This is a genomic window from Brenneria roseae subsp. roseae, from assembly GCF_003115845.1.
GTDB classification, from domain to species: domain Bacteria; phylum Pseudomonadota; class Gammaproteobacteria; order Enterobacterales; family Enterobacteriaceae; genus Brenneria; species Brenneria roseae.
The window spans coordinates 49,844-75,558 of record NZ_KZ819022.1; the positions used below are offsets into that span (position 1 = coordinate 49,844).

At 50.3% G+C, this 25,715-nt stretch carries 25 protein-coding genes and 1 pseudogene; 19 read left to right on the forward strand and 7 right to left on the reverse strand.

Annotated features, from left to right (window positions below; genetic code table 11):
• The first annotated feature begins 11 nt into the window (after positions 1 to 11).
• The 5 genes from DDT52_RS00225 (at position 12) to DDT52_RS00245 (ending at position 4,780) form a co-directional block, all read left to right on the forward strand.
• Positions 12 to 632 carry a YfgM family protein gene (locus DDT52_RS00225; RefSeq protein WP_136154592.1) on the forward strand — a complete coding sequence of 207 codons (621 nt, stop codon included), beginning with the start codon at positions 12 to 14 and terminating at the stop codon, positions 630 to 632.
• 10 nt (positions 633 to 642) lie between these two features.
• Entirely contained in the window at positions 643 to 1,824 is a 1,182-nt protein-coding gene (gene bamB / locus DDT52_RS00230; RefSeq protein WP_136154593.1) for an outer membrane protein assembly factor BamB, read from the forward strand.
• Between the two features lie 147 nt (positions 1,825 to 1,971).
• Positions 1,972 to 3,465, forward strand: coding sequence for a ribosome biogenesis GTPase Der (der, locus tag DDT52_RS00235; protein WP_136154594.1), 1,494 nt, complete (start codon positions 1,972 to 1,974; stop codon positions 3,463 to 3,465).
• Positions 3,466 to 3,541: 76 nt separating this feature from the next.
• Positions 3,542 to 4,501 carry an AEC family transporter gene (locus DDT52_RS00240; protein ID WP_136154595.1) on the forward strand — a complete coding sequence of 320 codons (960 nt, stop codon included), beginning with the start codon at positions 3,542 to 3,544 and terminating at the stop codon, positions 4,499 to 4,501.
• Positions 4,502 to 4,543: 42 nt separating this feature from the next.
• Positions 4,544 to 4,780 (forward strand): zinc ribbon domain-containing protein, encoded by a 237-nt coding sequence (locus tag DDT52_RS00245; RefSeq protein WP_136154596.1) that lies wholly within the window; start codon positions 4,544 to 4,546, stop codon positions 4,778 to 4,780.
• Here the strand turns inward: DDT52_RS00245 and DDT52_RS00250 are convergent.
• The 3 genes from DDT52_RS00250 to xseA form a co-directional block, all read right to left on the reverse strand.
• Positions 4,750 to 5,118, reverse strand: coding sequence for a protealysin inhibitor emfourin (locus tag DDT52_RS00250; protein WP_136154597.1), 369 nt, complete (start codon positions 5,116 to 5,118; stop codon positions 4,750 to 4,752). The genes DDT52_RS00245 and DDT52_RS00250 overlap by 31 nt on opposite strands.
• A complete protein-coding gene (locus tag DDT52_RS00255) occupies positions 5,115 to 6,158 on the reverse strand; it encodes a M4 family metallopeptidase (protein WP_136154598.1) in 1,044 nt (347 codons plus the stop codon). The genes DDT52_RS00250 and DDT52_RS00255 overlap by 4 nt, the downstream gene beginning before the upstream one ends.
• A 167-nt stretch (positions 6,159 to 6,325) precedes the next feature.
• Positions 6,326 to 7,717, reverse strand: a complete 1,392-nt coding sequence (gene xseA / locus DDT52_RS00260; protein WP_136154599.1) for an exodeoxyribonuclease VII large subunit — start codon at positions 7,715 to 7,717, stop codon at positions 6,326 to 6,328.
• Between the two features lie 171 nt (positions 7,718 to 7,888).
• Here xseA and guaB point away from each other — a divergent pair, with 171 nt between their 5' ends.
• The 4 genes from guaB (at position 7,889) to DDT52_RS00280 (ending at position 12,061) form a co-directional block, all read left to right on the forward strand.
• Positions 7,889 to 9,355 (forward strand): IMP dehydrogenase, encoded by a 1,467-nt coding sequence (guaB, locus tag DDT52_RS00265; protein WP_136154600.1) that lies wholly within the window; start codon positions 7,889 to 7,891, stop codon positions 9,353 to 9,355.
• 113 nt (positions 9,356 to 9,468) lie between these two features.
• Positions 9,469 to 11,046: a glutamine-hydrolyzing GMP synthase gene (gene guaA / locus DDT52_RS00270; RefSeq protein WP_136154601.1), complete on the forward strand. Its 1,578-nt coding sequence runs from the start codon at positions 9,469 to 9,471 to the stop codon at positions 11,044 to 11,046.
• Positions 11,047 to 11,208: 162 nt separating this feature from the next.
• A complete protein-coding gene (locus DDT52_RS21445; protein ID WP_425591524.1) occupies positions 11,209 to 11,487 on the forward strand; it encodes an Arm DNA-binding domain-containing protein in 279 nt (92 codons plus the stop codon).
• A 34-nt stretch (positions 11,488 to 11,521) separates the two neighbouring features.
• A complete protein-coding gene (locus tag DDT52_RS00280; RefSeq protein ID WP_136154602.1) occupies positions 11,522 to 12,061 on the forward strand; it encodes a DUF2058 domain-containing protein in 540 nt (179 codons plus the stop codon).
• A gap of 59 nt (positions 12,062 to 12,120) precedes the next feature.
• On the opposite strand, the pseudogene DDT52_RS21070 reads toward DDT52_RS00280, so the two are convergent.
• Positions 12,121 to 12,240, reverse strand: a pseudogene (locus tag DDT52_RS21070) (NadS family protein); the annotation flags it as partial.
• Between the two features lie 225 nt (positions 12,241 to 12,465).
• Between DDT52_RS21070 and gcvA the strand changes: the two are divergent.
• The 4 genes from gcvA (at position 12,466) to DDT52_RS00305 (ending at position 16,474) form a co-directional block, all read left to right on the forward strand.
• Positions 12,466 to 13,371 carry a transcriptional regulator GcvA gene (gene gcvA, locus DDT52_RS00290; RefSeq protein WP_136154603.1) on the forward strand — a complete coding sequence of 302 codons (906 nt, stop codon included), beginning with the start codon at positions 12,466 to 12,468 and terminating at the stop codon, positions 13,369 to 13,371.
• 75 nt (positions 13,372 to 13,446) lie between these two features.
• Positions 13,447 to 14,274, forward strand: a complete 828-nt coding sequence (locus DDT52_RS00295; RefSeq protein WP_136154604.1) for a DMT family transporter — start codon at positions 13,447 to 13,449, stop codon at positions 14,272 to 14,274.
• Positions 14,275 to 14,294: 20 nt separating this feature from the next.
• Complete coding sequence (locus DDT52_RS00300) at positions 14,295 to 15,185, forward strand: oxidoreductase (protein WP_136154605.1); 891 nt, start codon at positions 14,295 to 14,297, stop codon at positions 15,183 to 15,185.
• Between the two features lie 260 nt (positions 15,186 to 15,445).
• Positions 15,446 to 16,474 (forward strand): LLM class flavin-dependent oxidoreductase, encoded by a 1,029-nt coding sequence (locus tag DDT52_RS00305; protein WP_136154606.1) that lies wholly within the window; start codon positions 15,446 to 15,448, stop codon positions 16,472 to 16,474.
• Between the two features lie 250 nt (positions 16,475 to 16,724).
• Here DDT52_RS00305 and DDT52_RS00310 read toward each other — a convergent pair whose 3' ends face one another.
• The gene (locus DDT52_RS00310; RefSeq protein WP_136154607.1) at positions 16,725 to 17,513 is read right to left on the reverse strand and encodes an IclR family transcriptional regulator; all 789 of its coding nucleotides are present in this window, start codon (positions 17,511 to 17,513) and stop codon (positions 16,725 to 16,727) included.
• Between the two features lie 477 nt (positions 17,514 to 17,990).
• Between DDT52_RS00310 and DDT52_RS00315 the strand changes: the two genes are divergently transcribed.
• The 4 genes from DDT52_RS00315 to DDT52_RS00330 are packed head-to-tail and all read left to right on the forward strand — an operon-like array spanning position 17,991 to position 21,168.
• Positions 17,991 to 18,887 carry an amino acid ABC transporter substrate-binding protein gene (locus DDT52_RS00315; RefSeq protein ID WP_136154608.1) on the forward strand — a complete coding sequence of 299 codons (897 nt, stop codon included), beginning with the start codon at positions 17,991 to 17,993 and terminating at the stop codon, positions 18,885 to 18,887.
• 53 nt (positions 18,888 to 18,940) lie between these two features.
• Positions 18,941 to 19,708 (forward strand): amino acid ABC transporter permease, encoded by a 768-nt coding sequence (locus tag DDT52_RS00320; RefSeq protein WP_136154609.1) that lies wholly within the window; start codon positions 18,941 to 18,943, stop codon positions 19,706 to 19,708.
• Positions 19,698 to 20,399 (forward strand): amino acid ABC transporter permease, encoded by a 702-nt coding sequence (locus DDT52_RS00325; RefSeq protein ID WP_136154610.1) that lies wholly within the window; start codon positions 19,698 to 19,700, stop codon positions 20,397 to 20,399. Before DDT52_RS00320 ends, DDT52_RS00325 begins: the two co-directional genes overlap by 11 nt.
• Before the next feature lie 19 nt (positions 20,400 to 20,418).
• Positions 20,419 to 21,168 (forward strand): amino acid ABC transporter ATP-binding protein, encoded by a 750-nt coding sequence (locus tag DDT52_RS00330; RefSeq protein WP_136154611.1) that lies wholly within the window; start codon positions 20,419 to 20,421, stop codon positions 21,166 to 21,168.
• 409 nt (positions 21,169 to 21,577) lie between these two features.
• On the opposite strand, the gene DDT52_RS00335 is transcribed toward DDT52_RS00330, so the two are convergent.
• Both DDT52_RS00335 and DDT52_RS00340 read right to left on the reverse strand, forming a co-directional pair.
• A complete protein-coding gene (locus DDT52_RS00335) occupies positions 21,578 to 22,708 on the reverse strand; it encodes an aminotransferase class V-fold PLP-dependent enzyme (protein ID WP_136154612.1) in 1,131 nt (376 codons plus the stop codon).
• Positions 22,709 to 23,371: 663 nt separating this feature from the next.
• A complete protein-coding gene (locus DDT52_RS00340; protein ID WP_168709709.1) occupies positions 23,372 to 24,145 on the reverse strand; it encodes a DeoR/GlpR family DNA-binding transcription regulator in 774 nt (257 codons plus the stop codon).
• 284 nt (positions 24,146 to 24,429) lie between these two features.
• Between DDT52_RS00340 and hxlA the strand changes: the two genes are divergently transcribed.
• Together hxlA and hxlB are read left to right on the forward strand one after the other, a co-directional pair.
• A complete protein-coding gene (gene hxlA / locus DDT52_RS00345) occupies positions 24,430 to 25,059 on the forward strand; it encodes a 3-hexulose-6-phosphate synthase (protein WP_136154614.1) in 630 nt (209 codons plus the stop codon).
• A gap of 18 nt (positions 25,060 to 25,077) precedes the next feature.
• Entirely contained in the window at positions 25,078 to 25,638 is a 561-nt protein-coding gene (gene hxlB, locus DDT52_RS00350; protein WP_136154615.1) for a 6-phospho-3-hexuloisomerase, read from the forward strand.
• The last annotated feature ends 77 nt before the right edge of the window (positions 25,639 to 25,715 follow it).

The following is a 25,715-nucleotide window of genomic DNA, read 5'->3' on the forward strand; positions in this document are numbered from 1 at the left end:
AGAAAGACACCGTGGAAGTCTATACCACAGAGAATGAACAGGTTGATGCACTACGCCGTTTCTTCGCGGAAAATGGGAAGGCGCTGGTGGTGGGCGTGGTGCTCGGTGTCGGTGCGCTGGTTGGCTGGCGTTTCTGGCAAAATCACCAAAGCAACAGTGTGATGGCGGCTTCGACGTCATATCAGCAAATCACCGAGCAACTGGCCGATGGTCACGCGGATGGCGTTGCGGCGGCCGAGAAATTCAGCGCTGAGAATCAGAACAGCTACGGCGTACTGACTTCGCTGGAGTTGGCTCGTCATTATGTCGATCAGCAAGATTTTGCCAAGGCCGAACAACAACTGGTGGTGGCGAAGTCTCACGCCAAAGATGCCGACCTGCTTTCTCTGGTGAATCTGCGTTTGGCGCGGATTCAACTGCAAGAGAAGAAAGCGGATGAGGCGCTCAAAACGCTGGATGCCATTAAACTTGATGGCTGGGTTGCTCTGGCCGCAGAAGTCCGTGGCGATGTGCTGGTCAGCAAAGGGGATAACCAGGCAGCGCGTGACGCATATAACAAAGGTTTGTCTGCTAACCCTCCGCAGGCATTGAAGGCATTGCTGACTATGAAACTGAACAACCTGTCCAGCTAAGAGGAATTCCATGCAATTGCGTAAAACACTTTTAGTAGGACTGGTTTCTGTTGCCCTGCTGAGCGGATGTTCGCTGTTTAACGGCGAAGAAGATGTTGTCACGATGTCTCCACTGCCGACGGTCGAGAATCAGTTCACGCCCACCAAAGTGTGGAGTCGTTCCGTCGGCAGCGGTATTGGCGAGTTTTACTCTAACCTTCATCCGGCATGGCAGGATAATCGTGTATTTGCCGCTGACCGCAGAGGAACTGTCAAGGCGTTGGATCTGAACGACGGTAAAGAAATCTGGCAGACCGATCTGTCTGAAAAAACCGGATTTTTCTCCCGTAATAATCCTGCGCTGTTGTCCGGCGGCGTTTCTGTTTCGGGCGACCATGTCTACATCGGCAGCGAACGGGCACAGGTTTTTGCTCTGAATGCCGATGATGGTGCCGTGGTTTGGCAGGCCGACGTTGCCGGCGAAGCCATTTCCCGCCCGGTTGTCAGCGATGATGTGGTACTGATCCATACCAGCAATGGTATGTTGCAGGCGTTGAACGAAGCCGACGGCGCGATGAAATGGACCGTCAACCTGGATATGCCGACGCTTTCCCTGCGTGGTGAATCTGCGCCGACGACCGCGTTTGGTGCAGCTATTGTCGGTGGGGATAACGGTCGTGTGAATGCGGTACTGATTAATCAGGGACAGCTTATCTGGCAACAGCGTATTTCCCAGCCAAGCGGGGCGACGGAAATTGATCGCCTGAACGATGTTGATACCACGCCGGTTGTTGTGGGTGAGGTGGTATACGCATTGGGCTATAATGGCAACCTGACCGCGCTGGATCTGCGTTCAGGTCAAATTCTGTGGAGACGCGAACTGGGGTCGGTACACGATTTCATCGTGGATGGCGACCGTATCTATCTGGTCGATCAGGATGACCGCATTGTGGCGCTGAATACCAATGGCGGTGTTAACCTGTGGCGCCAGAGCGATCTGCTGCACCGTAATCTGACTGCGCCGGTGCTGTTCAATGGCTATCTGGTGGTGGGTGATTCGGAAGGGTATTTGCACTGGCTGAATACGGCGGATGGCCGCTTTGTGGTTCAGCAGAAAGTGGATAGTTCAGGTTTCCTGAGCAAGCCGGTGATTGCCAGCGACAAGCTGCTCATTCAGGCGAAAAATGGCGAAGTGTACGCCTTTACCCGCTAGTTAACGCACTGCATGTTTGGATCCCTGCCGTTGGCGGAAGCGATCCCGAAAACGGCTCCTGACAGTATCAGGGGCCGTTTCGTCTTTTTATCGTCAGCGAGTATTCTCGTTGTAACGTATTGAAATATAAGTAATGAGGTTGTAACAATGATACCTGTCGTCGCGCTGGTCGGACGTCCGAATGTGGGAAAGTCCACGCTCTTTAACCGCTTAACGCGCACTCGTGATGCATTGGTGGCGGATTTTCCAGGGCTGACACGTGACCGCAAGTATGGTCGTGCGGAAGTGGAAGGTCATGAGTTTATTATCGTTGATACCGGTGGTATCGATGGTACCGAGGACGGCGTTGAGACGCGCATGGCCGGGCAGTCGCTGGTGGCGATTGAAGAAGCGGATATCGTCCTGTTCATGGTGGATGCCCGCGCTGGATTGATGCCTGCTGATGAAGGTATTGCGCAGCATTTGCGTAGCCGTCAAAAGGCCACTGTTTTGGTGGCTAACAAAACCGACGGTCTCGACCCGGATATGGTGACCGCGGATTTTTACTCGCTCGGTATGGGGGAAGTTTATCCGATCGCGGCATCTCACGGACGTGGCGTGACGTCTCTGCTTGAGAAAGTCTTGCTGCCATTCGTGCAGGATGAAGTGATTGAGCCGGTTGAGTTAACCGAGGAAGAAGAAAACGCCGCGTACTGGGCAGAGCAACTGGGTGATAAACAGTCTGTCGAAGGCGAGATAGCCGAGGAAGACGACTTCAATCCGGAAGATCTGCCGATAAAACTGGCGATAGTCGGGCGTCCTAACGTAGGTAAGTCCACACTGACTAATCGGATTCTGGGTGAGGATCGTGTGGTGGTTTACGATATGCCGGGCACTACCCGCGACAGCATTTACATCCCGATGGTACGTGACGAACGCGAATACATCCTGATAGATACGGCCGGCGTGCGTAAGCGCGGCAAAGTTACCGATACGGTTGAAAAGTTCTCCGTTATCAAGACGCTGCAAGCCATCGAAGATGCCAATGTCGTACTGTTGGTGATTGATGCCCGTGAAGGTATCTCCGATCAGGATCTCTCACTGTTAGGCTTTATCCTCAATAGTGGGCGCTCACTGGTGATTGTGGTGAACAAGTGGGATGGCCTGTCGCAGGAAGTGCGCGATGAAGTGAAAGAAACGCTGGATTTGCGTCTCGGTTTTATCGATTTTGCCCGTATTCACTTTATCTCTGCGCTGCATGGCAGCGGCGTGGGCAACTTGTTCGAGTCAGTGACGGAAGCCTACACCTGTGCAACCCGTCGCGTGGGCACGTCCATGCTGACCCGTATCATGCAAATGGCGGCGGATGACCATCAGCCTCCGTTGGTGCGCGGCCGCCGCGTGAAGCTGAAATATGCGCATGCCGGCGGTTATAACCCGCCGATTGTGGTGATCCACGGTAATCAGGTAAAAGATTTGCCTGACTCTTATAAGCGCTATCTGATGAATTACTATCGTCGTTCATTGAATGTCATGGGGACGCCGATTCGCATCCAGTTTAAAGAAGGTGAAAACCCCTTTGCCGATAAGCGCAACACGCTGACGCCAAACCAGCTACGCAAGCGTAAGCGTTTGATGCAGCACCTTAAAAAGAGTAAATAATTTATTAGCGGGGCGAAGGGGAATCTTCGCCCCGTTTGGTCAGATAGCGAAAGGCATTCAGCCATAAAGGAAAGTCATGTCCTGGGAAACCTGGAGTTTTGCGTTTCACGTTACCATGCCCAATCTGTTGCTGCTGTTGATCGGTATGGGGTTGCGCCGGCTTAGTCTGTTGGATGACGTGTTCTGTGATTCGGCGATGAAGCTGGTATTTAATCTGGCTTTGCCCTGCCTGCTTTTTTTCAGCATAGCAACAAACCATCAGTCGATAGCCGAACATCTACCGATGATGATCTACGGCACGCTGGGAACCATTGCCACATTCCTGTTATTGGAATTCATGGCCGTATATCTGGTGAAAGACCCGAGAGAACGGGGGATCTTCGTTCAGGGGGGCTTCCGTTCCAATACCGGTATTATGGGGCTGGCGTTTGCGATGAGCGCCTACGGTCACGAAGGGGTTGCGGTCGGCTCTCTCTATCTGACGGTAACGGTTATTCTCTTCAATGTGTTGTCGGTGATTACGCTGACCCGCAGCTTGCGTCGTAACGAGCAGGGAGGGAAGATCAGCAAAAAAGATCTGTTGGTCAGTATGGTGACTAATCCGCTGATTATCGGCCTGGTTCTGGGGCTGCTTTATTCGCGCAGCTCGCTGCCGATGCCGGATGTTATCAGGCAGACCGGGAATCTGGTGTCGTCGTTGGCATTACCGCTGGCGTTGCTGTGTGCGGGAGCCAGTCTGGATCTACGAACCATGTTGCGGACGTCCAACGTAGCGGCCCTTTCTTCTATCGCCAAATTATTCCTGGTTCCCGGTGTGCTGACGTTGGGCGGCTGGATGGTCGGATTTCGCGGCGTATCGCTTGGCATCATTTTCCTGTTTTCAGCGACGCCAACCGCCGCCGGGAGCTATGCCATGACGCGCGCGATGGGTGGAAACGCCACGCTGGCGGCGAATATTATCGCCATGACTACCGTCGGCTCGTTTTTTGTGACCGCGTTCGGTTTGTATTGCCTGCGTTCGCTGGGTGTGATTTAACGGCAGAGATCAAAAGATGAGCATTCGTCGAAAGGAGATAACATGGATGCGATGTGTCCACACTGCAACAGGATTATGAACTGGCAAAACGGCGATACGTTTCAGTGCAGCGCCTGCCAGCAGCGTTATCTTCGTGAGGCCACTTGCCCTGAATGTAAGCACTCGCTTCAGGTATTAAAGGCCTGCGGCGCGGTGGATTATCTGTGTCAGCAGCACGGGCTTATTTCGAAAAAACGCGTGCTGTTCAGCTATCTTCCTGTCGATCCTTCATCCTTATGAGGGACGCCGTTGCGCCATAGCTCCGTCAGTTCTGGCGGAGCGCGGTCTTCCGGAATCAACAGAATCACTTCGGCATACTGATTGCGCTGCGGGTGGCTGTAGCTGATGTGAATCCGATAATAAAACTGGTCGCCGCGCCCGGGGCCGTCAGGTTCACCGGGTTCACGTGCCTGTGGAAGCGCATTACGGATCGCACTGCAAATTCGCTCTCGCTCGGAGATCGGCACACTGGCGAGTGCGAAACGGCGTAGTCCCGCCAGTTTTGGCATCCAGGCAATCCCTCCCTCGCGGGCTAATTCTATGACCGCATCGTCGTTAAGCTCCGGCAATGTTTTCATAAGTACTCTTGTTTTACCTCAACGCCGACCGTTTCCCATGACTGCTGGATGATATCGGCAACGGTTTGGTTGAATCGTTTTGCCGCATGTTGAATCGTGTAGCGGGCGAAAATTTCAAAATCCGCATTTTGCGGCAGCGATTCATCGCACAATGTGTCATACCAGATTCTACCGGCTTTTTCCCATGAATGACCGCCCAGCGCAATGGCGGCCAGATAGAAGGCGCGGTTGGGAATGCCGGAATTCAGATGCACGCCGCCGTTGTCTTCACGCGTGTTGACATATTCATTCATGTGGTAAGGTTGGGGATCGACGCCCAACAACAGATCATCATAGGCCGTACCCGGATGCGACATGGAGCGCAGTCCCATACCGTGAATGCCTTCGGCCAGCAGGCCGGCGCCGATAATCCAGTCTGCCTGCTCGGCGGTTTGTCCCAGATGAAACTGTTTCACCATTGCGCCAAAGACATCGGACATGGATTCGTTCAGTGCTCCGGACTGACGGAAATAAATCAATCCTGCTTCGTTTTCGGTAATACCATGCGCCAATTCATGCGCGACCACATCAATAGCAATAGTGAAACGATTGAATATTTTACCATCGCCGTCGCCGAACACCATTTGCTGCCCGTTCCAGAACGCATTCTGATAATCCTGACCGTAATGCACGGTACCCGCTAACGTCAGCCCCTCGGCATCAAGCGAGTTGCGCTGGAAAATCTGCCAGAAGAAATCATAGGTTACGCCAAGGTAGTTATAAGCTTCATCGGCAGCGATATCGCCATTACTGGCCTGTCCTTCCGTGCGCACCCGTTTGCCGGGTAACTGCTGCTGATTTTCGGCGTCGTAAATTTCGCGCTGTACCTGCCCGCCGGGCTGCTTTGTATGGGGTTCCGGCCGGGGATGATGGCTCACCATCAATGACTGAACGTGCATCAGGGTTTGCTGGGCGCAATGGCGCTGCTCTTCTGAGCCATTAGAAATAATACGATGCAGAATATAAGGGGGGATCACGCCATAAATCGGTCTGGACTTCATACCTTATCTCCTTGAAAAGGCGGTCATCGGGTAACGCAGACGATCAGCAAGGCTCACGCATCTTACTCTCACGACCAGAATGGGTGGGCTGAGGATCAGTATAGTTCAGAAGTTGAGGGGAATATTGGGGGTTGTTCTCCGTTTTAGGATAAATCCCTATACGGCGATTATGACGTTTTACGTCGTTTCTTCCCGGGCGTCGCGACGCCCGGGGCTTGTGGGACGAGGGCCGTAACCTGACTTTCTACCCAACCGTCCTGTAACCGTGTTTGCAATGTCTCGCCTAGGGTGACTTGCTTGATGTTTTTCAGCACCTTACCATCCGGCGCGGTTGTAACGTTATAACCGCGTGCCAGCGTGGCCAGCGGGCTCACGCCTTCCAGACGTGAACAGGCGACGCCCAGCCGTTGCTGATATTTGTTCAGGTTACGTTCAACAGCATTCTGCATCTGATAGCGTAATTGCTGTAAACGCTGCTGAGCACGATGAATTTTTGGCAAGGGCTGCTGCTGAAACAGCCGTTGTTCCATGCGTTCGTGACGGCGCAACGTTTGTCGCAGCTGTAGCTGCATGGCGTCATCCAGACGTTGGCGGAGTTTGACTAACTGGGCCTGTTGGCGCGCCAGTCGTAACTGTGGATGCTGTTGCTGTAAGCGATGATGCAAACGAGTGAATTCGCGATGGCGTTGAGCAAGGTAGTAATCCATTGCCATTTCCAGACGCTGACGCTGGGATTGTATCTGGCGAAGCAATTCCAGTTGATTCCGGCTCACCAGCTCTGCCGCGGCAGAAGGGGTCGGCGCGCGCAGATCGCCGACAAAATCGGCGATGGTCACATCGGTTTCATGACCAACCGCACTGACGACGGGGATCCGGCTGGCAAAAATAGCCCGTGCGACACGCTCATCGTTGAAGCTCCATAAATCTTCCAGCGATCCGCCGCCGCGACCGACGATCAGTACGTCACACTCATTACGCAGGTTAGCCAGTTCGATGGCGCGAACAATCTGCAATGGCGCTTCGCTACCCTGTACGGCGGTGGGATATACCACGACGGGCAGAGATGGATCGCGGCGTTGCAATACCTGCAAAATATCATGCAGAGCAGCGCCGCTGGCGGAGGTAATCACGCCGACCTGTCGGGCCGGGGAGGGCAGAACCTGTTTGAACTGCTGATCGAACAAACCCTCGGCCGCGAGGCGCTGCTTCAACTGTTCAAACTGCTGTTGTAACAGGCCATCCCCGGCAGGTTGCATACTTTCGGCCAGCAGTTGGTAATCACCGCGGGGTTCATACAGCGTAATGGTGGCGCGTATCAGGACCTGCTGCCCGTTTTGCGGACGAAAGGTAACCCGACGGTTGGTGGTGCGGAACATGGCGCAGCGCACCTGGGCACGCTCATCTTTCAGCGTGAAATACCAATGGCCGGAAGATGGCTGAGAGAAGTTGGAAATTTCGCCGGAAAGCCATATCTGTCCCATTTCCATTTCCAACAGCTGTCTAACCGTCTGATTCAGGCGGCTAACGGTAAATATTGCAGAAGTGGGAAATTGAGACATTGTGAGCCAGATCAAATTTCAAAACAGTGACTTAATCGATTGATACTACCTGCCTGTGAAAGGTAATCAAGTATTTTAGTAAAAAAATGCTGGAGGCAACCGATTACGCTCTGTATAATGCCACGGCAATATTTTATCTATTCTTACATCCACCTTGGTGAGATATTGCCCATGCTACGTATCGCTAAAGAAGCACTGACGTTTGACGACGTCCTCCTTGTTCCCGCACACTCCACTGTCCTGCCTAACACGGCTGATTTAACCACCCAACTGACGAAAACCATTCGTCTGAATATTCCTATGCTGTCGGCTGCGATGGATACGGTAACCGAATCTGGTCTGGCGATTGCGCTGGCTCAGGAAGGGGGGCTGGGCTTTATTCATAAAAATATGTCTATTGAACGTCAGGCTGAAGAAGTCAGCCGCGTTAAGAAGCATGAAAGCGGCGTGGTCGTTGACCCACAAACCGTTACGCCAAATACCACATTGCGTCAGGTAAAAGAATTGACCGAGCGTAATGGTTTCGCGGGTTACCCTGTTGTTGCCGAAGGTAATGAGCTGGTCGGTATTATTACCGGTCGTGATGTCCGCTTTGTGACCGATCTGGAACTGCCAGTCAGCGCGGTCATGACGCCGAAAGAACGTCTGGTCACGGTGAAAGAAGGCGAGGCGCGCGAAGTTGTTTTGCAGAAAATGCATGAAAAACGCGTGGAAAAAGCGCTGGTGGTGGATAGTCATTTCCGTCTGCTCGGCATGATTACCGTGAAAGACTTCCAGAAAGCGGAACGTAAACCTAACGCCTGTAAAGATGAGCACGGCCGTCTGCGCGTCGGTGCGGCGGTTGGCGCAGGCGCCGGTAACGAAGAGCGCATTGATGCGCTGGTCGCAGCGGGTGTTGATGTACTGCTGATTGATTCCTCACACGGTCATTCCGAAGGCGTGTTACAGCGCATCCGTGAAACGCGTGACAAGTACCCTGATCTACAGATTATTGGCGGCAACGTAGCAACCGGTGCGGGCGCCAGAGCGCTGGTGGAAGCCGGCGTCAGCGCCGTGAAAGTTGGTATTGGCCCTGGCTCCATTTGTACAACCCGTATCGTGACCGGTGTGGGTGTGCCGCAGATTACGGCCATTTCTGATGCGGTTGAAGCATTGGAAGGCATGGGGGTACCGGTTATCGCCGACGGCGGTATTCGCTTCTCCGGCGATATCGCCAAGGCAATTGCAGCAGGCGCCGCCTGCGTGATGGTCGGTTCCATGCTGGCAGGGACGGAGGAATCTCCGGGGGAAATCGAACTGTATCAGGGCCGCTCTTTCAAATCTTACCGCGGTATGGGGTCACTGGGCGCGATGTCCAAAGGCTCTTCCGACCGTTATTTCCAAAGCGATAATGCCGCGGACAAGCTGGTGCCGGAAGGTATCGAAGGCCGCGTAGCCTATAAAGGCCGCCTGAAAGAAATTGTTCACCAGCAAATGGGCGGCCTGCGTTCCTGCATGGGGCTGACCGGATGCGGAACCATCGACGAACTGCGTACCAAAGCCGAATTCGTGCGCATCAGCGGCGCCGGTATCCAGGAAAGCCACGTTCACGACGTCACCATTACCAAGGAATCACCGAACTACCGTATGGGTTCATAAGGTGATTTGCAGGCTGATTTAACTCGTTAAACCCGGTACTCTTTTTGAACAGCTCAAGGCTGTTCGCCGGGTTTAATCATTTTTGCTTTTTCGTATTTTGGAATACGCCTTTCATGACAGAAAACATTCATCAACACCGCATTCTCATTCTGGATTTCGGCTCGCAGTACACGCAACTGGTAGCGCGACGCGTTCGTGAACTGGGCGTTTATTGTGAACTTTGGGCATGGGATGTCACAGAAGCGCAGATCCGTGGATTCAATCCAAATGGAATTATCCTTTCCGGCGGCCCGGAAAGTACCACTGAGTTTGGTAGTCCGCGCGCGCCTGAGTACGTTTTCCAGGCCGGTGTACCGGTTCTTGGTGTTTGCTATGGTATGCAGACCATGGCGATGCAGTTGGGCGGCCACGTTGAAGGCTCCAACGAGCGCGAGTTCGGCTATGCTCAAGTGGAAGTAAAAACGGACAGCTTGCTGGTGCGTGACATTCAGGATGCGTTGAGCGCTACAGGCTCGCCGTTGCTGGATGTGTGGATGAGTCACGGCGATAAAGTCACGGCGATCCCTGAAGGATTTGTGACCGTTGCCAGTACGGATACCTGTCCGTTCGCCATTATGGCTAATGAAGAAAAACGCTTTTACGGCGTACAGTTCCATCCGGAAGTCACCCATACCCGTCAGGGACAGCGCATGTTAGAGCGTTTTGTTCGTGATATCTGCCAGTGTGAAGCTCTGTGGACGCCGGCCAAGATTATTGATGATGCGGTTGCCCGCATCCGTAAGCAGGTGGGCGACGATCAGGTGATTCTCGGCCTGTCCGGCGGTGTGGACTCCTCCGTCACCGCAATGCTGCTACACCGCGCGATTGGCAAACGGCTGACCTGCGTATTTGTGGATAACGGTTTGCTGCGCTTGAACGAAGCCGATCAGGTACTGGAAATGTTTGGCGACCACTTTGGTCTGAACATTGTCCACGTTCAGGCGGAAGAGCGTTTCCTGAGTGCGCTGGCGGGTGTGGATGAGCCGGAAGCGAAACGTAAAATCATCGGCCGGGTTTTTGTTGAAGTCTTCGACGAAGAGGCCAGCAAACAGTCTGAAGTGAAATGGCTGGCGCAGGGAACTATTTACCCTGACGTTATCGAATCCGCTGCCTCCGCAACGGGTAAGGCTCACGTCATTAAATCTCACCACAACGTCGGTGGCCTGCCGAAAGAGATGAAGCTGGGTCTGGTTGAACCGCTGAAAGAGTTGTTCAAAGATGAAGTCCGCAGGATCGGCCTGGAGCTGGGCTTGCCGTACAACATGCTTTACCGCCATCCGTTCCCGGGACCGGGCCTTGGTGTGCGTGTGCTGGGCGAAGTGAAGAAAGAGTATTGCGACCTGCTGCGTCGTGCCGACGCGATCTTCATTGAAGAGTTGCACAAAGCCGACCTGTATAACAAGGTCAGCCAGGCATTTACCGTCTTCCTGCCGGTTCGTTCTGTGGGCGTAATGGGCGATGGCCGCAAGTACGATTGGGTTGTTGCGTTGCGCGCGGTCGAAACCATCGACTTCATGACCGCGCACTGGGCGCACCTGCCGTATGAATTCCTCGGCCGCGTCTCCAACCGCATCATCAACGAAGTGGACGGCATCTCCCGCGTGGTTTACGACGTATCCGGCAAGCCGCCGGCGACGATTGAGTGGGAGTGAGTTTTTAGCATTCACTAAAATCCGCTAACGTCTAAAATCGCCAGTAAAATCATAGGATTTACTGGCGATTTTTGTTTTCTGGTAGCTATTGATTTCCATCCTGTTCCGTTCATTTTACCGTGGGTGTTTACGGTAAAAACAGAACAGGCAGAGGGGGACCGCATGTTGGCGGAAACTAAGCTCAAGGCGTTAAAGCCCAAAGACAAACTCTACAAGGTGGCCGACCGTGACGGCTTGTATGTTACTGTCGCTAAATCTGGCCTGCTCACCTTTCGTTTTGACTACCAGATCAACAGTCGCCGTGAAACGCTGACGATTGGCAAAGTATCCAATTATTTCGTTGGTGTCGGCGCGAGACGGGATACTTACACCCTTCCAAACTCAAGCCACACAGTAATCAGGCCCTGCAACCTGGTACAGCCTCAAAAATTACAGGTATAATCCCACAAATTATTCAACGGGTTTAGAAACGAAGATGACAAAACTCACCTTACAAGAGCAGATGCTAAAAGCTGGATTAGTGACCAGCAAAAAAATGGTCAAAGTCCAAAGAACGGCTAAAAAATCACGCGTTCAGGCTCGTGAGGCAAGAGCGGCTGTGGAAGAAAATAAAAAAGCACAACTTGAGCGTGATAAACAGCTAAGCGAACAACAAAAACAAGCTGCTTTATCTAAAGAGTATAAAGCTCAGGTGAAGCAGCTCATTGAAATGAACAGAATTGACATTTCAAAAGGCGATATTGGTTTTAACTTCACAGATAATAATTTAATTAAAAAAATAGTTGTGGATAAGATGACTCAAGCTCAGCTGATTAGTGGTCGTCTCGCCATTGCTCGTTTGGTTGTTAATAACAGTGGCGAGAGCGAATACGTCATTATCCCCGCGAGCGTAGCCGATAAAATTGCGCAGCGAGATGCGAACAGTATTGTATTAAATAGTGCGCTTAGTCAGGAAGAGCAGGATGAAGAAGATCCGTATGCCGATTTTAAAGTGCCCGATGATTTGATGTGGTAATTAACGTTTTGCCGATGCTTATGTATGAAAAGTCCCTCAGGACTTTTCATTAAGATTTTATGTTCAGCCAGTTCATGGAAAAACGCAGTGTTATTCTGGATAGTTGCCAACACCTTTGCGGCCTGCCAGACTGGATTACGTCTTTTGGCTTCCCGGCTTTTTATCGTATCTACGCCAGTGTCTTTTTGCTGTTCCGGGTGTAAACGGGCGTGACCGTCAACTTGGTGCAGCGTCGCCGAAAGCCGCAGCACAGACGTTAATTATTAATTAAATGCAGGATGCTAACGCTGTGCGACCATCCGTAATATTCCCGGTTGCTTTACTTATCTCTATATCGCCCTATCTTTTGCAGAGAAGCCGGCATATCGTGTTATGAGCATTAGCTCATCAACAGGAACAGAAAGATGCGTGACCTTCCCCCAACAGCCATGCTGCGCGCGTTTGAAGTAGCTACTCGCCACACCACGTTTACCTCATCCGCCGCAGAGCTATTTATCACCCAAAGCGCGGTCAGTCATCAGTTGAAAAAGCTGGAGGAGATATGGGGCCTGTCGCTTTTTCAGCGTGGTAAAACCCTCAGTCTGACGCCCGCCGGCGCTGCGCTCGCGCCCATTGTGCGCGAATTCTTCAGCAATCTGGAAACCACGCTTGCCGATCTGCGTGAGCAAAAAAGTCGTGTGCGATTGCGCTTGAGTACCACATATTCTTTCGCGCTGAAGTGGTTGCTGCCACGCCTGCCGGAATTAACGCGTCTGCATCCGGAGATTCTGGTGACTCTGGAAAGCACGGATAAAACCATTAACTTCACCAGCACCGATTCCGATGTGGCAATCCGTTTTGGTCACGGTAATTATCCAGCGCTGCACACGGAGTTTATGTTCCGCGAGCAGCTCTTCCCGGTTGCCAGCCCGGCACTATTACAGCGCTTTGGAACACCGTGTGAACCGGCCGAACTGCTGCGCTATCCGCTGCTGACGCGAGACGGTGCCGATCTGGTGCCGAAATGGGACGTCTGGTTTAAGCTGGTCGGCATAAATACTGATGTGTTGCACGAGAGCGTACGCTTCGCCGACACAAATATGACGATTGAAGCGGCGCTACTGGGTCAGGGCATTGCGTTAGCACGCAGCGGACACGTTGAAAAAGAGATCAACGATGGCAGTCTGGTGCGGCTGTTTGATGTACCTTTTCCTTCACCGGCCGCCTATTACTTCGTCTGCCCGAGAGGTATCGAAACGCAGCCGCACATTATGAAATTCCGTAGCTGGTTACTGGCAGAATCACAACAGGCGCAGCTCAGTTACCGTTAAAGCATGAGTATTTATTCATGCCACGATGACGACACTTCACTTTTAATCCGGGCATATGCTGTTTAGCATCAGCACATGCCCAACCATATTATCTTGCTAACGTTATTCGCCGCCTTGCTGCATGCCAGCTGGAACACCCTATTACGTGGCGGTACAGACCGGCTGTGGTCGATGACCATTATGTGCGTGACGATTGCCCTTACCTGCGCCGTAATCACGCCGTTTCTGCCGCCACCTGCCAGCGCCAGTTGGAAGTACGCGCTGCTTTCGGCCCTGCTGCATGTCGGCTATAACCTGTGTCTGATACGCAGTTATCAGAGCGGGGATCTCGGGCAAACCTACCCGATTGCGCGCGGTTCTTCGCCGCTGCTGGTGACGTTTGCGGCGGCAATATTCGCGGGGGAAAAAATTGAATTTAACACGCTTGGCGGCATCATGCTGGTTTCCGCTGGTATTCTGATGCTTGCCGTGAGAGGCCGCAAACTGGCGATGTCGGGCCTGCAATATACACTGGCGACCGGTGCTTTTATCGCCGCGTATAGCGTGGTGGATGGTATGGGCGTGCGCCTGTCCGGCAATGCGCTCTCCTATACCGTGTGGATGAGCGCGTTATGGGGAGTGCTGATGCCCGCACTCTATATCGTGCTGCGCGACAGTAAAAGTTTACTTCGCTGGCGGCCCGGTTTACTCCGCGCGGCGGCAGGTGGTCTTGTTTCGCTACTGGCTTACGGAATCATCATTTATGCCATGACGGTTGCACCGATGGGAACTGTCTCAGCGCTTCGCGAAACCAGCGTACTGTTTGCCGCTGTATTGGGTTATCTGTTTCTCGGCGAAACGCTAACGCTGAGAAAAATGCTGGCGTGCGTGGTGATTGCCACCGGCACGCTGATGATGGGTTAATCACATCAGGAGAATACAAGATGTCTGACCGTCCTACGATTGCCCTTATTGGTCCGGGCGCTATCGGTACTACCATCGCGGCTGTACTGCATGAAGTTGACCGCACACCAGTCCTTTGCGGGCGCACCGCGCATCCGCAATTAATTCTGCGTCACGACGAGTGGGAAGTTGTAGTGCCGGGCCCGGTATTGAGTAATCCGGCGACTATCAGTCAACCGTTCGATCTGGTGTTTATAGCGGTGAAAACCACCCAGGTAGCTGACAGCGCTGACTGGCTGGCCGCGCTGTGCGATGAAAACACCGTGGTGTGCGCACTGCAAAACGGCGTCGAGCAGAAAACCCAGCTGGAGCCCTATGTCAACGGTGCAAAGGTGGTGCCTTCGGTAGTATGGTTCCCGGCACAGCGCGAGCCGGATGCCTCAGTCTGGCTGCGCGCCAAACCGCGCCTGACGCTGCCGGATGTGCCGCAGGCAAAACGGGTAGCTGATGCACTCAGCGGAACACGCTGCGCGGTTGAGCTGTCAAACGATTTTATCTCCATCGCCTGGCGTAAACTGCTACAGAATGCGGTAGCTGGTCTGATGGTACTTGCTAATCGTCGTGCCGGCATGTTCTCTCGCGGGGATATCACTGAACTGGCACTGGCTTATCTGCGCGAGTGTCTGACGGTAGCACGTGCGGCAGGTGCGGTACTGAACGATAACGTTCCGCAGGAGATCGTTGACGGTTTTCATCGTGCTCCTGCGGATTTAGGCACCTCAATCCTCGCCGACCGACAGGCTAACCGCCCGCTGGAGTGGGATATCCGCAACGGCGTGGTACAGCGTTACGGTCACTCACATGGTATTCCTACGCCCATCAGTGACGTGCTGGTACCGCTGCTGGCGGCAGGGAGTGGGGGGCCGGGTTGAAGTCGCTACGAGATCAAGAGTGAATTGCTATGGTTAATCGAGACACTTTTGGGCTGCCGCTCGGGATGTTTTTTTCATGCATTGTGTCCGATCCTCGCGCTACTCAGTCAATTTATTTGATGCATTATGTTAAACAAACGATATTTATTCTCATCTGGTAATGCGTAAAGTAGAGATAACTCAAGGCTGGAACAGGCTTGCTTCATCATGAACGATGTCCCGCCTGCTGATAATTTCCCTGAAAACAGGATAAACACGTCATGAAAAAGATTGGATTTTTGTCATTTGGTCACTGGACGCCGTCGCCGCAGTCCGGAACCCGTTCGGCCGCTGACGCGTTGCTGCAATCCATCGATCTGGCTGTTGCCGCCGAAGAACTGGGTGCAGACGGGGCCTATTTCAGGGTGCATCATTTTGCCCGTCAGCTCAGCTCGCCGTTTCCCCTGCTGGCAGCGATAGGAGCGAAAACCCGGAGTATTGAAATCGGCACTGGTGTTATCGACATGCGCTATGAAAACCCGATGTATATGGTGGAGGATGCGGGGGCGGCGGATTTGATCGCCGGCGGGCGTTTACAGCTTGGTATCAGCCGTGGCTCCCCGGAGCAGGTGATTGATGGCTGGCGCTATTTTGGTTACGTCCCTTCCGAAGGGGAAAACGAGTCTGATATGGCGCGCCGTCACACCGAAGTGCTGTTGGACGTGTTACGTGGCGAAGGCTTTGCGCAACCCAATCCACAGCCGATGTTCCCGAACCCGCCGGGCCTGTTGCGGCTTGAACCTCATGCCGAAGGTTTACGCGACCGTATCTGGTGGGGTGCCGGTTCGAATGCGACAGCGGTGTGGGCCGCGAAACTGGGGATGAACCTGCAAAGTTCCACGCTGAAAGACGATGAAACAGGCGAACCTTTCCACATTCAGCAGGCAAAACAGATCCGTGCGTATCGCGAGGCCTGGGCGCAAGCAGGGCACACACGTACGCCACGGGTCTCGGTCAGCCGCAGCATTTTTGCCCTGATGGACGATCGTGACCGGATGTATTTCGGTTCAAGCCGTGACGACAGCGATAAGGTCGGTTTCCTTGATGAGAAAACCCGGGCGATTTTCGGGCGCGGCTATGCCGCAGAACCGGACAAGCTGATCGAACAGCTGAAACAGGATGAAGCGATTGCCGAAGCGGATACTTTATTGCTGACCGTGCCGAATCAGCTGGGCGTGGATTACAATGTGCATGTTATCGAGTCCATCCTGAAGCATGTTGCTCCGGCAATGGGCTGGCGCGACGAATAAGTTTGCAATGAAAAACGCCTCGCATGTTTTACGATATGCGAGGCGTTAAGTCTGGATTCCGCTGAGCAGGATTATCTTATGGGGTAGTCTGCGGCTGTAACTGATAGATCCATGCAGTAACGTGCTGATCATCAGCCGTGGTCACTTCAACAGCTAAAGCAATGAATACCCCAATGCGCTGAAAAAGTGTCTAGTTTCATTCCCCGTCTTTCCAACTGAAATACTGTGCTTTATCCGGTAAATCATCTAATTATATATAGAGGACTTTTGTTATCTTATCCGCCGTTGCTTGAAGTAGCGTGATAAGGTCCACCATATCAGAGAGACTTTTCCTCACATGCGGCGCTGATATACTCAGACAGGCGATCACTTTTCCTGCCGGATCAAAGACAGGTACGGCAGCTCCCACCACGCCGATCACAAACTCTGAATCATTCACGGCATAGCTTAGTTCCCGCGTCTTAAGTACCTCGCGCTTCAGGTAGTCGGGGTCAATAATGGTGTTCGGTGTCACTTGCTCCCATGGGCCGCTCAGTAGGTAGGCGTCCAGAAGCTTATCAGACATATTGGCAAGGAATATCCGACCGCTGGAGGTGCAATGTAGCGGTGCTTTGTGCCCTCTTTCAAAATATAACGTAAGAGGAGATTTGCTTATAGCACTATCCACGTAAATGACATCCGAACCACGAATCACCCCTAAGCTACATGTTTCATCCGTTTTCCGGGCGAGTTCCATCAATAACGTATGTATAGGGCTTTGTGAAATAGAGGTGGATAAAGCGCCCAGCGCAAGCTGAAGCAGGCGCGGCCCAGCCTGGTATTTCCCCGATTCTAAGGATTCTTCAAGATAACCAAATGCTTCAAGATTATTGACTAATCTATGAGCAGAAGTTTTCGGCAATCCCAATTCTATCATCACATCCGAGACAGCAAAATTGTGGCGCCGGGAGAGTAATTCAAGTGTTTCCAGAGCACGTTCTGTCGGTGATGACTCTTTGGTTTTGGGATTGTCCTGAAAGATGTCTGCTTCGCTCATCATACTCGCCGTTTAATAAATGGATTACCGCCATTTGTTAAAATTTTTTTGACTTAGGCTCTAGCCACTATAACTATTTTCGATGAAACAATAACGCACTTTCAACCAAGATAGTAGTTCTAATAAATTGAAAGTTAGGAACCAGAAAATTGAAAAAATATTATGAACATAAAATATATAAAAAACAATAACAAAGAAACCTTTCTCCATTTATGCTTCATTGCGGTGCGTGCGTTTTAGTTGGGTTTGATGTCCGAATCAGATGAATAAAAAGATTTTTTTCTATTATTTTACAGAATATAATTTAAGGGTTCCCCAAAATGATGCATAAATATATGCTTCATGGTCATCGCGACAAGGGGAAATGAAAAGAAATCATACAAATCATATGAATACAGAAATTTAAATCATTGGCATGGATAATGCTTTTCCCAATTTGTTGTTTGTTTTGTTCCGAAAAATCAAAATTAGAGGGCGAATATGATGCACAAAAGTTCACTGACATTCACAGCATTTGTTGGTTTGTTGTCATTTGGTGTTCAGGGTCAGGTCAATGCCGCTGGCGTGCTGGACAAAATCAAAGATACAAAAACCATTACCATAGGTTACCGGGAATCCTCTGTACCTTTCTCCTATATTGGTAACGATCAACAGCCCATTGGATATACCATTGATCTGTGCAAGCATGTCGTTAATGCGCTGGCCAAGTCTGTAGCTCAACCCTCACTGAATGTGAAATACATTCCGGTTAACTCGGCAAATCGTATTCCGCTGCTGAAAAATGGTACTATCGATATGGAATGTGGCGGGACATCCAGCAGTGTAGAACGCCTGAAACAGGTTTCTTTTTCGGTTGCGACCTTTGCCAGCCGTCCTCGCTGGTTGGTCAAAACCAGTGAGGGAATCAAATCGGTTGATGACCTCAAAGGCAAGAATATTGTGGTTACTCAGGGCTCCAATGCTGTTCCCCTGGCCGTTGAAATTAATAAAAAGGATAACCAGAGTCTTCGTATCCAGCAGGCGAAGGATCATGCTGAATCCATGATGATGCTGTCCCAGGGTAGGGCTAGTGCTTTCCTGGAAGATGATATTCTTCTCGCAGCCAAGAAGGCTGATGCGCCAAATCCTTCTGACTACACCATACTTGCCGGCGGTTATACGGTGACGTATTACGGCATCATGTTGCCGAAAGACGACGCTCCATTTAAAAAGGTTGTTGACGATGAACTCAGCAATTTGATGGCTTCCGGAGAGTTTGAAACCATTTACAAAAAATGGTTTGAAAGCGCGATCCCCCCTAACAATATCAATCTCAATGTTCCAATGGGTGAACAGTTGCGCGCCCGTGTTGCCCATCCTAGTGATGAAGTGCAGTAACCGAAGAAGCCCCTTGTCCAAAGCAAGGGGTATCGGACAATCAAGGAGTTAACATGGACATCCTTTTTCAGACAGCCCCTGACGGAGAGCTTTACATAAGCTGGTTATTGTCAGGTCTGTGCTGGACACTGGCTCTGGCCATCTTTTCTGCAATGCTGGCTTTCTGCATTGGTGTACTGGTAGGGATTTGCAGAAGTGCGGACAGCTTGATACTGAACATCATTGGGCGCATTTATGTGCAGGTATTCAGGAATATTCCTCTTATCGTACAGATGTTTCTGGTTTACTTCGTCTTGCCGGATATGCTGCCGCCATCGCTGGGGGATCCGATAAAACAGCTTGGGGCTCCCTGGGGAAGTTTTATTCCGGCGCTGATTTGTCTGAGCCTGTATACAGGAGCCCGTATTGCGGAACAGGTGAAAGCGGGTTTACTCTCCTTGCCCCGAGGGCAGAAGGAAGCCTCTGAAGCCATCGGACTCAATACGGTACAGAAATATATGCTGATCCTGCTGCCACAGGCGCTGAGAATTATTGTTCCAACGCTTACCAGTGAGGCTATGGGGGTATTCAAAAATACGTCCGTGGCGCTGGCCATCGGTTTACTTGAGCTCACTGCTCAGGCACAGCAAATTAGCGAATTCACCTATGAAACCTTCGAGGCATTTTTTGCTGCCACAGTTTGTTATGGCGTACTGGCTTTAATTATCTGGACGGTCATGACGTACGTTGAGCGACGGATTTATGTCCCAGGTTTTTCGTACGATCGCCCGGGAAAAGGCGCCGGCCTGTTTAGCAAAAGGGGCAATAAAAATGCAGCTTGATTTTTCAACTGTCGCAGCATCCGTACCTTTTCTGTTGACCGGTCTGAAATTCACGCTGGAATTGACGGCAGCAGCATTTATCGGGGGGCTGATTCTGGGGACGGCGCTTGCACTTTTCCGGCATCTGAATGTTCCCTTTCTAAGCGGTTTTTCAGTCGCCTACGTTACTGTCATGCGGTCAATTCCGCTTATTATGGTTCTGTTCTGGCTGTTTTTTCTGTTGCCACTTTTTCTGCAATTTTTCAATCCGGATAATCGCCCGGTGCCCATAGGACCGGTTTACACCGCGTTCGTCACTTTTACCCTGTTTGAGGCCGCCTATTTCTGTGAAATTATCCGTGCCGGACTTAATTCCGTGCCAAAAGGGCAATATGAGGCGGCAAATGCATTGGCGATGAATTCATTCCAGGTATATACATGGATCATCTTACCGCAGGTTATTAAAACATCTACGCCGATAATACTGACACAGCTGATTATTCTCTTTCAGGATACCTCTCTGGTTTACGTTTTGTCGCTGACAGATCTTTTGGGCGCAGCGACCAAACTGGGACAACGTGATTCGAAGTTGACCGAATATTATATTATTGTTGCGGTCATCTATTTCATTATCAGTTCATTGGCATCGGAACTGGTTACCTGGTATGCACAGAGAAGAAAAACCTTGCCCTTAATGAAAGATGCACAATGATTTAACAGTGGAGTTATCTATGTTTACATCTGGTTCTGATGTTATTCTGCGTGTTAATGGTCTTGAGAAATTTTACAATGAACAGCAGGTTTTTAAAGGCATTGATCTTACTGTTCGTCGCGGCGAAAAAATTGTTATTTGCGGACCATCAGGATCGGGTAAGTCGACATTGATACGTTGCATTAATGGTCTTGAAAAGTATCAAGGGGGACAGGTGATAGTATCGGACTCTCTGACTGGGAAAACGATAATAGATATCCGTGAAATACGAAAAAAAGTCGGAATGGTTTTCCAGAGTTTTAATCTTTTCCCTCATTTAACTGTTTTGAAAAACTGTATTATCGGGCCAGTAAAAGTGTTGGGAATTTCTCGTGATGAAGCGGAAGCGCGGGCTGAGAACTTTCTCAAACGCGTTAAAATCTTTCCGCATGCGCATAAATATCCTGGACAGTTATCAGGTGGCCAGCAGCAGCGTGTTGCCATTGCCCGGGCATTATGTATGGCTCCGGATGTGATGCTGTTTGATGAACCCACTTCTGCTCTGGATCCAGAAGTTGTCAAGGAAGTACTGGACATCATGGTGACGCTGGCGGAAGACGGTATGACGATGTTGTGTGTGACACATGAAATGGGGTTTGCCCGACGTGTTGCTGACCGCATTATATTCCTGGATGGAGGAAACATTCTGGCGGATGAGCCCCCTGAAGCATTCTTCGGTCCTGATGCGAACCTGAGAATAAAAGAGTTTCTTGGACAAGTTATGGCTTAGGTTAATTTAATTACCCTCCCACAGTTACTTTCAATTCTTTAGAAAAAAGTTGTTGATTTTTGTTTTTTTGTGAACTGAATTATTGTTTGTTAGTAAACTATTCGTAACATATGTATTACTGTTTAAATATGTTGAGTGGTTCTTATTGAATTTCTGAAAATATATGGACTAAAAATGAAGCCTGTTTAATGATTAAATGAGGTGATGGCTGTTATAAATAAATGGATTTATCAAAAAAAACACCATCATTTGAAGTAAATGATGGTGTTTTGAAAAAAAAAGCCCTGGTGTTGGTGTTGTAGCAGTAAAATTACAGCATATTTTTATTTAAATCAAAGTTACAGCTTATTTCTATTTAACTCATTATATTTTAAGTATACCGAACATTTCCTCAATCTATGAAAAATGCTCAGAGGTTTTTCTCAACTATGGCGGAAAACGAATCCACATCATTTTCGTCATTAAACATGGCGAAGGACACACGAATGCCATCCCGTTCAGGAGATACGCGAACCTTGTTTTCCGTGAAATAGGGGAACCATTTGTCTGCATCCAGTCGGAAAACATAAATATGAGGTGCACGCAGATGCTTTTCTCTCGGCCCTACCAGAGCAATCCCCAAGCGATCCATATGATCTAACAGACGGTCTCCCAGGGCATACAAATGTGTTTCAATGTTTTCAACGCCGATGCCTTCTATCAGGTCAATCGCGCGGCCTAACGCAGTAATAGTAGGCAAGTTATAGTTACCGACCTCAAAACGACTGGCCGTCGGCTTCAACGCCATATTGTCGCGGGATGCGAGGAAATCTGCCGGTGGATTTTCCAGACTGGCTGCCGCCATAAATGTTGGCACCAGGCCCTTCACATTTTCGTTGATGTAAAGGATCCCCAACCCCTGCGGAACCAGAAGCCCTTTGTGGGAACCACAGGCCATCACCGATATACCCATTTTTTTCAGGGAAATAGGCGTGATTCCTACACTCTGCATGGCATCTACCAGCAATAAGATCCCTTTCTCCTGACAGAACTCGGCAATGCTTTCGACATCAAATTTATGGCCGGCATGAAATGTGATGTGAGAAAGGGAAATGATACGGGTACGTTCATCAGTGACATGACGGAATGAGTCGGCGTTCACCTTTTCTGTCATGGGGATGAAACGCACCTCAACCCCTTTTTTCTCTATATTGAGAAAGGCATAAGTATTATTTGGATGATCGCCCTCAACCATCAGTACGTTGTCGCCTGCGCGGAATGGGTACGCGTTGGCTACCATGTTAATGCCTTCAGAGGTGTTTTTGGTGAAAGCAATTTCAGAGGCTTTCGCATCAAAGAAACGAGCAACCTGAGAGCGCACATTCTCCAGTCGCTCCAGCCATACTGCCTTCGGTCCACCACTGTACAGACTTTCATCCAGAAAGGTTTCAACACTGTCCTTCACATCAAGCGACAACGGTGACTGATGTGCCGAATCCAGATAGAGATAGTTTTTCGTTACCGGGAATCTTGCACGAACGTCATTAACGTCGTAGCTCATACTGCACCTCGTTTACAAAGTAACATGGCTGACTATACAAGCATCTGTTCAGTTGAATGGCAGTATGCCGCCGCATCGGGTTCATATGATGATCGTTGACCTTTCCTATGAACTAAGAATAAAGGCAATATGAATTTAAGTCAATAATTGGAACCATTAGTTCCGATAAAAATTAATAATTATTTTATGAGATATCAGGGTTTCATTTTAATTTTATGATTTTAAATGATTTTTAAATGCATACTGGTTCGGAAAAAAACGGCCTTGCATGTATGCACCTAAATTGTGCCCGTGTTAAAGGCAATTGCCTCATTTTTGTATTTTTATTTAACTATATGAAAATATTTAAATAATATGAAATTTTCAAATGTGTTTTACCAAATTGCCCCTGACAGGCAACGATCTCGTTTTGGGTGTCCGGATTGAATGGCAGGTTTTTTGAACTTAATATGATTTTATTCCAAAATATCAACCAAAATGTTCCGTATAATTTTTTTCTTTCCCCCGTTTTTATGCTTAAAAATCAACTTTTTATGCCTTGTGTTTTAATTTATTGAAAGTGAGGCAATAAATCTCAGGCGTGTGAAATGGAGTTGATTACCGAGTGGCATTCTGTCGCCAGGAAGAGTCGGAGGTCGAAATCCGACTATTTGTGAGGGGGCGCTACACCACAACCTGTATAATGTTCAGAAATTCTTCAAGCCGCCGTAGCGCGGGGGCTGGGGCTCTGTTATCCGTCACCAGATGATCCAGTTCGCTCCATTCGCTGAATTTGAACAGGCCCGCAATATCAAATTTGGTACTGTCGCTGACAACCACTCTGACTTTGGCGCAGTCAACCATTGCCTTTTTCAATTCGGCTTCTTCGTAGGATACGGTACAAGGGCCTGTCGTGCCGGAGAATCCGTCTGTTCCCAGAAAAGCAACGTCTGCTCGTATGCTGTTGATCCCACTGACTCCCCAGGTTCCTACCGCCCCCATACTGGTGCTTCTTAATTTGCCACCCAGCAGATAGACGTCGTTGCTGCTGGAAGCCAAAATCTGCGCGCTGGTCAACGAATTGGTGAAGATCTTCAGATTTTTCTTCAGCGCAAGTAGTCTGGCAAGGCTGTATACGGTACTGCCCGTGTCCAACACCACCACGCCGCCTTCGGGAACAAATTCCAGTGCTGCCTGGGCCAGCTTGTTCTTTATTTCCGTGTTTTCATTATTTTTTTTATCAAACGGTCGTTCTATCTCCAGAAAATTGCTGATGGGAACCGCCCGCCCATGATTTTTTTTGACAATCCCTTGCTTCTCCAGCTCGATCAGATCCTTTCGGATGGTTTCCGTTGACACGTTAAAGCGCTCGGCCAGAACGCCGACGCGAACACTGCCTTCCGTGATCAGCACTTCAGCCAGATGATTACGTCTTTCCTGGGCAGAACTTAGCGACATGCCGATATTCCTTATTCCTGTTCTCTGCAAATACTCGATGGCATACAGACCTCCGGGTTTCGGCCCGAATTTGCCTTTCCGTCCACCATGATAATCAACCATACCGTTCCGCCGCTACCCGTCGCCAGGTAATCATTCGTGTTCACCCCAGGTTTGTGATCCTGTCCGCATTTTGTATTTTGGGATTTGACAACGATAATCGCAATAAATATGTTGTGATTATATTGTTTTTCGCAATAAATTACATTGTAAATATCCAAATATCGCAAATAAGGTTCAGGAAAATGAAAATACAACTGGCATTGGATGATATTTCACTAAGTGACGCGCTGGCGTTGCTGGATAACGTTCACCCGTACATCGATATCGTTGAAGTGGGAACGCCTTTCATTATTCAGGATGGGATGGTTCCTGTGAGCGCCATCAAGGAACGCTTCCCGCAACTTCATGTTCTGGCGGATACCAAAATCATGGATGCGGGAGACTATGAGGCGCACCTGGCCTTTGCGGCGGGAGCTGATTCCATCACGGTATTGGGCGTCACCGACATGCTGACTGTAAAAGCCTGCCTGAAAGCCGCCGAGCCTTTTGGCGGCACCGTGGTCATCGACATGATCTGCGTGCCTGAACTCGAAGCGCGTGTGGCGCAACTGGAAGATGCTGGCGTTAACGCGCTTGCCGTGCATACCGGTGTTGATCAGCAGGCAGCCGGGCGTACGCCTATGGACGACCTGAAAACGATGAAAGCCTGTAGCAAACAGTCTGTGATTTATGTAGCCGGCGGGATTGGTCTGACGACTATCGAACAGTATCACCAGGCCGGTGCGGATGTCGCCATTATTGGCAGCGGCATTTGTAAGGCGGCGGACCCCATCGGAGAGGCTCGCGCGATTGCCGAAAAGATTCACAACTGATTGAAAAAAGGAAATATTATGAATGGCTGCAAGTATTCAGAAAAAATCCTCAGGGAATTGCAGGGGACTTTATCCCAGATTGACGATACTCAGGCGGAAAATCTGGCCGAGCATATCCTCGCATCTGGAAAAATCCTGGTCGCCGGCGCGGGCCGTTCCGGTTTCGCCGTGAAGGCATTTGCCATGCGCCTGATGCACATGGGCTTTGACGCTTATGTGGTTGGAGAGACGGTAACGCCTAACCTTGAGCCGGAAGATCTGCTCCTGATTGGATCCGGCTCCGGAGAAACAGGCAGCCTGGTGACGATGGCGACCAAAGCGAAAGCGCTGCACGGCAAACTCGCCCTAGTCACTATCTTCCCGGAATCCAGTATTGGCAAACTGGCGGATATGACGGTGCGAATTCCGGCGCCGACGCCGAAAGCCAAAGCCGATAACGGTCTGACGTCCATTCAACCGATGGGCTCTTTGTTTGAACAGAGTCTGTTTCTCTTCCTTGACACCCTCATCCTTAAGCTGATGGAAAAGAAAAGCAAAGACTCCGACACCATGTTCAAACGGCATGCCAACCTCGAATAATTCAATAATCAGGCAAATGAAAAAGCCGGACTGCTCTGGCTTTTTATTCTCGTTCTTACCGTACCCTAAGAGATTAA